The organism is Conyzicola sp. (genome assembly GCF_046714715.1).
In the GTDB taxonomy this organism is placed as follows: Bacteria; Actinomycetota; Actinomycetes; order Actinomycetales; family Microbacteriaceae; genus Conyzicola.
On record NZ_JBKKAD010000193.1, the window covers coordinates 1 to 8892 of the forward strand.

Sequence of the window (8892 nt, forward strand, 5' to 3'; positions counted from 1 at the left end):
GCGGGTCGTTTGGGCAAAGCGGTCTCCAGTGCTGAATTCTCAGCGGATTCTCGGGTGAAGTCGATTGAGATTATTGGCGGTCTATGGCGCTCAGATGAACGGATGCGGAACTACCTCTACCCGCCGACAGTCCGGTTGGGGTGGCCGTTTGGGGCCACACAGAAGGTGCTCGCGAGTGCAAGAAACGGCTATTGGCCGGGGTTTTTTCCGCCAGCGCGCTTGAGGCGCCTCGACAGCACCGGCGGCAGCGCTACCGCGGCCACGACGAGGATGCCGGCGAACAGCATGACGAACTGGCTGCCCCCGAATCCCGTGTCGGCCAGGGTGAACGGCGACGAGACGGCGCCGCCCGAAACACCGCCCGACAGCAGGGCACCGTTCGAGTCGTAGAGCGCGGTGTCCGAGGTGCCGACGGCCGCTTCTGTCGCGCTCGATGTCCCGGCAGCGGCGGCGGCAGCAGCAGCTGCAGCCGCCGCAGCTGCTGCCCCGCTCTCCGCGGTCGGCGGCGCCACGATGGAACCGGGGGCGCACACGCTCGCCGCGGCGGCGGCGCCGGGGATGCGCTTCACCTGCTCGAGTCCGGCCAGCACGAGGTTCTCGGGGAGGGGCGAGTAGCCGAGCACCTCGGCCTGCTTCTGCCCCTCGCAGAGCATGTAGTTGGAGAACGTGCTGAGCGACGCGCCCTTCTGCGTCGTGAAGTTCGCCGTGGTGGCGATCGGCACGATCATGTACGAGTAGCTCGACAGCGGGTACGCCACCGGGTCGGCGCTGTTGTAGACGCCCGTGAGGTCTTGGGTGAGGTAGTCCGGCGACGACTCGGTCGTGTTGATGACGGCCTTCTGCAGCGCGACAGCTACCGCGGCACCGGTCGGCAGTACGTAGTTGCCCGAGGTGTTGAGCACTTGGGCCACGGGGAACCCCGACTTCAGCGCGTAGGAGTATTCGACGTAGGTGATCGCGCCTTCGCCGTAGTTCTGGCTGACGTAGCCGGCCACACCGAGCGAACCGCTCTGGGCCTTGCCGTTCTTCGGCGTCGGGTACTGCGAGGTGAGCCCGCAGGGAGATGCGCCGCCACACTTGTATGCCGACCACAGGGCGGAGTGCTGCTTCGACATCCACAGGCTGAACTGGGCGCTCGACCCGGAACCGTCGGAACGGACGACGGGGACGATGGCCGTGTCCGGCATGGCCAGGTCGGGGTTGTCCCTGACGATCTGTGCGTCGTTCCACTTGGTGATTACGCCCGTGAAGATCTTCGTCACGGTGTCTCCGGCGAGACGGAGGTTGGTGACCCGCTTGCCGCCGATGTTGAGGTTGTACATGAACGACGTGCCACCGGCAACGATCGGCATGTACGCGAACGGAGTCGAGGGCTTCTCGGGCTGAGAACCGTCTTCGGGCTTGGACTGGAACGGGATCTCGCTGATGGCGAAGTCGACCGAGCCCGCGATGAAGTCCTGGCGGCCGGCGCTCGAGCCCGAGCCGGTGTAGTTGACCGTCATGCCGTAGTTCGCGGCCACGTTCTTGCGCCACTGGTCGAGCGCGTTCTGTGACCAGGTCGAACCCGTGCCCGTGATCGGCGCGTAGGTGGCGGCATAGGCGGCCTGGGCGTTGAACGCCGAGGCGAAGCCGCCGGTGATGAGGAAGACGAGAATGAACGCGAGGAGCGTTCGGGTGGGGCGGCGGGTCAGCGTCGTCACTGGGACGGCTCCTTCGGGAGGTTCTCGGGTGAGGGTTCGGGTGGTGATACGGGAAGTTCACGAGCGGGTGTGGATGCCGCGTGAGCGGGCCTCCGGCGTTCGCTGACGGGTGTCGCCGTCAGCGAGTTCGCCATGCGCGCGAGGTCGTCGGCCGATGCGGCCGCGACCCGTCTGCGCTGGGCGTCGGAGAGCTGGCCGGGTCCGCGACCGCCGATGAGTCGGGCGACGGTGAAGAGCCCGAGAACGAGCAGCAACAGCACGGCCGCGGTTCCGAAACCGCGGGCGATCATTGCGGGCTCGGGCGACTTCACGAAGTCGAACACCTGCAGCGGGAGCGAGATCATCGGTCCGGCGAACGGGTTGAAGTTCGCGACCGACGTGATGCCCGAGGTCAGCAGCACGGGCGAGGTCTCGCCGATTCCGCGGGCCGTGCCGAGAATGACCGCGGTGACGAGACCGGATCGCGCCGTCGGAAGCACGACATGCCACACGGTGCGCCAGCGCGTGGTGCCCAGAGCGTACGACGCCTCCCGCAGGTTGCCCGGCACCAGCCGCAGCACGACGTCCGAGGAGCGGATCACGATCGGCAGCATCATCACCGTGAGCGCCATCGCGGCCGCGAAGCCCGACCGCTGGTGGGTGATCAGCTGGATGATCGCGGCGTAGACGAAGAGCCCGGCGACGATCGACGGCAACGCGGTCATGGCATCCGAGATCGTGCGCACGAAGCGCGCGAACCGTCCGCCGATCTCGTTGAGGAACACGGCCGTCGTGATTCCGAGCGGGATGGTGATGGCGAGGGCGATCGAGATCTGGATGATCGTGCCGATGATGGCGTGCAGGATCCCGCCCATGCTCAGCGGGTCGAGCGGACCGGTCAGCTGCATGGTCTCGGTGAAGAAGTTGAGGTGCGGCAGTGCGTCTTGGGCCCGGATGATCGTGTACGCCACCACGAAGACGAGGGCGCTGAACAGCACGACGCCCGCGCTGACGAGCAGCACCGTCATGATGCGGTCACGCACCTCCTGGGCGTCGGAGCGGAGCGACACGAGCAGGCTGTAGAACGCGATGAACGACACGAACGCCACGACGGCCCAGCCGACCGCACCGGTGAGGGGCGTGAACCAGCCGAAGAGCAGCGTGGCCAGAGCGATGGCGGCGACGAGCGCGCCGATGATGTTGAAGCGCTCGTCGAGGGTGGCGCTGCGCAGCGTGCGCCGGTCGCCGACCGCCGTATCCCCCGGCCGCGGGGTGTTCGTGCGAGGGGTGACCTCGTCGACCTCGAAGAGGGCGATGTCGGCCTCGCTCGCGCGGCGTGATTCGTCGATGACAGTCATCAGCTGGTTTCCGCTCCGGAACGCGAACGCGCCACGATCAACGAGGCGGTGAAGTTGACAATGAGGGTAATGATGAACAGCACGAGACCCGCTGCCATGAGCGCCGACAGGCCGAACTCGCTGGCCTCGCCGTATCGCAGGGCGATGAGGGCGGAGACCGAGTTGGTGCCGGTCTTCAGCACCTCCCAGTTGATCGTGAAGATCGGCGAGATGATCATGTAGACCGCGATGGTCTCTCCGAGCGCGCGGCCGAGGCCGAGCATCGTGCCGCCGATGATGCCGCCGCGGCCGAAGGGCAGAACCACAGTGCGGATCATGCCCCAGCGGGTCGAGCCGAGAGCCAGTGCGGCCTCGCGCTCGCCGACGGGCGCCTGCGAGAAGGCCTCGCGCATGATCGACGTCTGGGTCGGAACGACCATGAGGCCGACGACGATGCCCGCGATGAACGCCGAGGAGGTGAAGGCGCTCGCCTCCGTGAGAACATCCCCCGAGGCATCCGAAACCCGGAAGATCGGGATCCAGGAGAAGTAGGTGGAGATCCAGGCCGACACCGGGATGACGTTCGCCTGCAGGAAGAACAGGCCCCAGAGGCCGTAGACGACGCTGGGTACGGCGGCCATGAGGTCGACGAGCGAGACGAGGAAGCCGCGCAGCTGCCCCCCGACGACCTCCGAGATGAGCAGCGCGGTGCCGAGCGCCAGCGGAATGGCGACGGCCATCGCGATGATCGCGATCGTGAACGTGCCGAACAGGATCGCGCCGATACCGAACACGCGCGTCTCGGGCGACCACTCCTGTTCGATGAGGAACGACGGCCCGGCGACGCTCAACGCGTCACCCGCGCGCAACGACAGGAACAGTCCGACGGCGAGCATGATGCCCACGGTCGTGGCGCCGGCGGTGAACGTGACCGTCTTGAAGACGGAGTCAGATCTCGACGGCTTCGATGCGAGAGAACGCCGTTCGGTTATCGCGGTCACAACGCCCTTTCCGGGCGCGCCACGAGAGGGCGTTCGACCACGGAGTTGATCGTCACGGTGCGGGGTGAACGGATGGGGCGCGGTGCGTGAAGGAGCGGTGACCGCGCACGCAACAACGGCTATCCGCCGGGGAACGGGGCGAAGGACTCGGACGGAACGGGCGTGGCCGGGGCCGAGGGCGTCGCGCTGGGCGCGGGCGACGCGGAGACGATGATCGTGACCGCACGCCCGAGCTCGAGGGACGTGGCATCCGCGGGTTCGCTGCGCAGCACGCTTCCGCGCGGGGCCGTCGGGTCGTTCTCGACGATGAACTGCGCCGTGAAGCCGGCGTTCTGGATGGCCGCTATCGCGGCGTCGCGCGAGAGACCCACGGTGAGGGGCACGGTGTTGAAGCCGCTGGCCACCACCAGGCTCACGGCGGTGCCGGGTGGCTGCGCGCTGGCGGCCTCGGGCGAGGATCGCAGCACGGTGCCGGCCGAGGCGGTGGACGCCTCCTCGACGATCGACCCGAGCGCGAGCGCGGCGCCCTGCAGCCGAATGCCCGCGGCGGCAACGGTGCCGCCCGTGACATCCGGAACCGCGACGGGGGCGACGACGGCCTGCTGGGCCGGCGCAGACGGGATCGGGCTGACGGCGGTCACGCTCGGGGTGGGCAGCGTGGCGGCGTCGGCAACGTCCGAGGTGCGCGGCGGGGTGACGGCGGTGGCGGAAAGGATCCAGGCGATGGCTCCGACGATCACGGCGAGGGCGCCGATAATCGCCCAAGCGGGCGAGCGGCCCTCGGGAGTCGGCACGGGCTGCACCGCAGGCAGGGGCACCGCCGCCGGGCGCGAGCTCGTCGGGCGGGTCGCGGGCGGGCGCACCGTGAGCATTCTGGTCGTGTAGATGCGCCCCGCCTCGGACGGTGCGCCGAGCAGCAGCGTGCGCGTGTCCTGCTCGCCGGCGACCGGGGCGAGCGCGTCGATGGCCGCGAGCATCTCCCGCGCCGACTGGAACCGTGCTTCGGGATGCTTGAGCATCGCCTTGACCACGAGCCGGTCGACCCCGCGGGGCACGCCGCCTCGACCCACCGACGGCACCGGCGGCGGTGTCGACACGTGCGCGCGCATCGTCTCGACGATCGTCGAGCGTTCGAACGGCGGCGTGCCGGTGAGCGCGAAGTAGAGCACGGCGCCCGCCTGGTAGAGGTCGCCGCGTCCGTCGATCTCGCGCCCCTCGGCCTGCTCGGGCGAGAGGTAGTTCGCGTTGCCGACGACCCCGGCCGGCCCGCCGTTTCCGCCGGCCGACAGCGCGGGTCGACCCGCGGCATCCGCCAGCCCGAAATCGACCAGGCGAACGTCGGCCACCTCGATGCGCCGGTCGGGCGTCACCGAGATCATGACGTTCGCGGGCGAGACGTCGCGATGGATGAGCCCGCTGTCGTGCGCGGCCCCGAGAGCGAACAGGATGCCGCGGAGCACCGTCAACGCGTCGGCGGCGTCGAGCGGCCCGCGTTCATCGACGTACTCGCCGAGGCTCACCCCCGCCACCAGCTCCAGCGCGATCCAGGCGAGGGAATCGTCGTGCACGCCGACGTCGATCACCCGCACGATGTTCGGGTGACGCAGGCTGGCCGCGGCGCGCGCCTCGGCGAACAGTGCCTGCCGCGCCGCGTCGTCGGACGAGAGATGCGGGTGCAGAATCTTGAGCGCGACGGCGCCCTCGTCGTGGGTGTCCACGGCCGCGAAGACCGATGCGGAGCCGCCCGTGCCGAGCAGTTCGGCGAGCCGGAACCGGCCGGAGATGAGCCCGTCGGCTACCACGGGGCGCCCGCGTCGCTGAGCGCCCGAACCCTCCGGTCTGTCGGGCGGGCGGGAGGTTCGGAGATCGTCGCCAGCGCGAAGTCGGCGAGAGTCGTGAGGGCGGAGTGCATGCTCGTCGACGACGCGCCGAACCAGCGCCCCGACGAGATCACCGGTTCGCCGTCGAGGGTCGCGAGCCAGCCGTACTGGCTCGCCGTCTCGCCACGCACGACCGTCACGACGAGCGACTCGACGGCGGCCTGCAGCCGGGCCACATCGTCGCGGGCGGCGGTGTAGCTCGGATAGGCGATCCAGCTGCGCGCGAGCTCGCGGTTGTTCGACGCGAGCAGTCGCCAGATGCCGACGCTCGACAGCTCGACGAAGCCATGCTCGACCGGACGCCGCGCGGCGGCGAACGGAACCGTCTCGCCGAGGGCACGCCCCGCCCCCACGGAGTCGCGGAACGACGCCCACCCGCGGTACTTCTGGTCTCTCGTCGACGTGAACGCGAGGAATACGAGACTCGGCAACACAGCCACCGTGGCCCCCTTGACCGATGCGTGGGGTGTGTCGCGACTAACCCGCCGCTGACAGCTTCCCCCTAGTGAACACATAGGTTCTCGCGCGCAGGTGTCGCGGGGGGAAGCGCAGGGCTACGGGCGGGTGTACGCCCAGTGACGAAATCGGGTCAGTTGAGCAGGTCTTCCAGCTCGAGCCAGCGGGTCTCGAGCGTCGCGATCTGCGATTCGAGGCCCTGGATCTCGGTGGTGATGCCGCCCAGGCCCGTGTAGTCGCTCTGGTCGTGGCCGGCCATCTTGGTGTGCAACTGCGCGATCTGGTCGTTCATCTTGGCCAGCTTGCGCTCCGCCGCGGAGAACTCCTTCTGGGCGTTGCGCAGCTCGGCACCACCCAGCTTCGGCACCTTCTTCACGGCGCCGTTGCTCGCGGCGGGCGCCGCGTCGGCCTTCAGCTGGGCCATGCGGATCTCGAGGTACTGGTCGACCCCGCGCGGCAGGTGTCGCATCCCGCCGTCGAGAACGGCGTACTGCTGGTCGGTGACGCGCTCAAGCAGGTACCGGTCGTGGCTGACGACGAGCAGGGTGCCCGGGTAGGAGTCGAGCAGGTCTTCGATCGCGGCGAGCATGTCGGTGTCGAGGTCGTTGGTGGGCTCGTCGAGGATGAGAACGTTCGGCTCGTCGAGGATGATGAGCAGCAGCTGCAGGCGGCGCTTCTGGCCACCCGACAGCTCCTTGACCCGGGTCGACAGCTGGGCGCTCTGGAAACCGACGCGCTCGAGCAGCTGGCTCGGCGTCATCTCTTTGCCGCCGGCGATGTACGAGCTCTTCTGGCGACCGAGAACGTCGCTGACCCGGTCCTCCCAGATGTCTTCGAGCTCGCCGAGCTGCTGCGTGAGGGTGGCGACCTTGATGGTCTTGCCGCGCTTCACTTTGCCGGCCGTGGGCATCAGGCTGCCGGCGACGAGGCTGAGCAGTGTCGACTTTCCGGCTCCGTTGACGCCGAGGATGCCGGTGCGCTCGCCGGGAGCGATGCGCCACGTGACATCCTTCAGCACCTCTTTGACGCCGCCGGTGGACTTGTCGGTGTACGAGACGTAGACGTTCTCGAGGTCGACCACGTCTTTGCCGAGGCGCTGCATGGCCATGCTGGCGAGGGTCACCTTGTCGCGGGGCGGCGGCTCGTTCGCGATGAGCTCGTTCGCCGCGTCGATGCGGAACTTCGGCTTCGTGCTGCGGGCCGGGGCGCCGCGGCCGAGCCAGGCGAGCTCCTTGCGCATGAGGTTCTGGCGCTTCGACTCGGAGGCCGCGGCGCTGCGGTCACGTTCGACCCGCTGCAGGATGTAGGCCGCGTACCCGCCCTCGAAGGGCTCGATGATCTTGTCGTGCACCTCCCAGGTGTCGGTGCAGACCTCGTCGAGGAACCACCGGTCGTGAGTCACGACCATGAGCCCGCCCGCGTTGGTCGACCAGCGGCGCTTGAGGTGCTCGGCGAGCCAGGCGATGCCCTCGACGTCGAGGTGGTTGGTGGGCTCGTCGAGGAAGATGATGTCCCAGTCGCCCACGAGCAGGGCGGCGAGGCCGACGCGGCGGCGCTGGCCACCCGAGAGCTCGCCCATGCGGGCCTCCCACGGGATGCCGCCGACGAGGCCGGAGATGACGTCGCGCACGCGGGCGTCCCCGGCCCACTCGTATTCCGGACGGTCGCCGACGATGGCCTCGGCCACGGTCAGTTCGTCGGGCAGGTTGTCGGCCTGGTCGAGCATGCCGAGCGTGATGCCGCCTCGACGGGTGACGCGGCCCTCGTCGGGCTCGATGCGTCCGGAGAGCAGGCGCATCAGCGTGGACTTGCCGTCACCGTTGCGGCCGACGACGCCGATTCGCTGGCCCTCGTCGATTCCGATGGTTACGTCGTCGAAGATGACGCGGGTCGGGTATTCGAGGTGGAGGGATTCTGCTCCGAGAAGATGGGCCATTCGACACAGTTTATCGTGCTACGCCGTAGGCTTCCTGCGTGCACTCGTACGCCGTCTCCATCGAGCTGCTGTTGGCCGCGCCGCACTCCCGTTATGCAGGACGCCCCTCCGACGGCCCGCTCCCCGCCAGCGGGCCCGAAACGCCGCCGTCGATCGAGATCCGCGCCGGCCTCGGGGTGGTCGGCGACCGCTTCTACGCCAAACCCGCGCACCGCGCAGCATCCGTCACTCTTATGGCGATGGAGTCGCTCGAGTACGTGGCCGCCTCGCTTTCTCTCGCCGAGATTCCGGATGCCGCGGGCCCCCGCCGAAACATCATGCTGCGTGGCTTTCCGGTCGACGAACTGCGCGGGGTGCGGTTCAGCCTGGACAGCGGCCACGGACCGGTCGAGTTTCAGGGCAACCGGCCCGCCAACCCCTGTGCCTGGATGGACGTCGTGATCGCGCCCGGCGCCTTCGCGGCGATGCGCGGGCGTGGGGGCGTGCGGTGCGAGCCGCTGAGTTCGGGGCGCCTGTCGCTCGGCGCCGCCACCCTCACCACACTCGACTGAGGGCGGCCCGCCCGCGCGCCAGAGTGCAGTTGTGGCGGGTGCGTGCGGGCGC

7 protein-coding genes are annotated in these 8892 nt (G+C 69.0%); 1 reads left to right on the plus strand and 6 read right to left on the minus strand.

The features are described from left to right. Positions 1–188: 188 nt before the first annotated feature. The 6 genes from pstS to ACLQ6X_RS15555 form a co-directional block, all read right to left on the minus strand. Positions 189–1700 (minus strand): phosphate ABC transporter substrate-binding protein PstS, encoded by a 1512-nt coding sequence (gene pstS / locus ACLQ6X_RS15530; protein ID WP_411701060.1) that lies wholly within the window; start codon positions 1698–1700, stop codon positions 189–191. Beyond that, a complete protein-coding gene (gene pstA / locus ACLQ6X_RS15535; protein ID WP_411701061.1) occupies positions 1697–3037 on the minus strand; it encodes a phosphate ABC transporter permease PstA in 1341 nt (446 codons plus the stop codon). The genes pstS and pstA overlap by 4 nt, the downstream gene beginning before the upstream one ends. After that, positions 3037–4017: a phosphate ABC transporter permease subunit PstC gene (pstC, locus tag ACLQ6X_RS15540; RefSeq protein WP_411701062.1), complete on the minus strand. Its 981-nt coding sequence runs from the start codon at positions 4015–4017 to the stop codon at positions 3037–3039. The genes pstA and pstC overlap by 1 nt, the downstream gene beginning before the upstream one ends. Positions 4018–4136: 119 nt before the next feature. Next, positions 4137–5819, minus strand: a complete 1683-nt coding sequence (locus ACLQ6X_RS15545) for a protein kinase domain-containing protein (protein WP_411701063.1) — start codon at positions 5817–5819, stop codon at positions 4137–4139. Beyond that, positions 5813–6337, minus strand: coding sequence for a hypothetical protein (locus tag ACLQ6X_RS15550; RefSeq protein ID WP_411701064.1), 525 nt, complete (start codon positions 6335–6337; stop codon positions 5813–5815). The genes ACLQ6X_RS15545 and ACLQ6X_RS15550 overlap by 7 nt, the downstream gene beginning before the upstream one ends. Positions 6338–6486: 149 nt before the next feature. Further along, positions 6487–8289, minus strand: coding sequence for an ABC-F family ATP-binding cassette domain-containing protein (locus ACLQ6X_RS15555; protein WP_411701065.1), 1803 nt, complete (start codon positions 8287–8289; stop codon positions 6487–6489). A 38-nt stretch (positions 8290–8327) separates the two neighbouring features. On the opposite strand from ACLQ6X_RS15555, the gene ACLQ6X_RS15560 reads away from it, so the two are divergent. Then, entirely contained in the window at positions 8328–8840 is a 513-nt protein-coding gene (locus tag ACLQ6X_RS15560; RefSeq protein WP_411701066.1) for a molybdenum cofactor biosysynthesis protein, read from the plus strand. Positions 8841–8892: the final 52 nt, after the last annotated feature.

What these genes read in the sequence shown, in the direction of transcription:
- pstA (WP_411701061.1), bottom strand. Translation starts at nt 3,037, where the DNA reads ATGACTGTCATCGACGAATCACGCCGCGCGAGCGAGGCCGACATCGCC.
- ACLQ6X_RS15555 (WP_411701065.1), bottom strand. Translation starts at nt 8,289, where the DNA reads ATGGCCCATCTTCTCGGAGCAGAATCCCTCCACCTCGAATACCCGACC.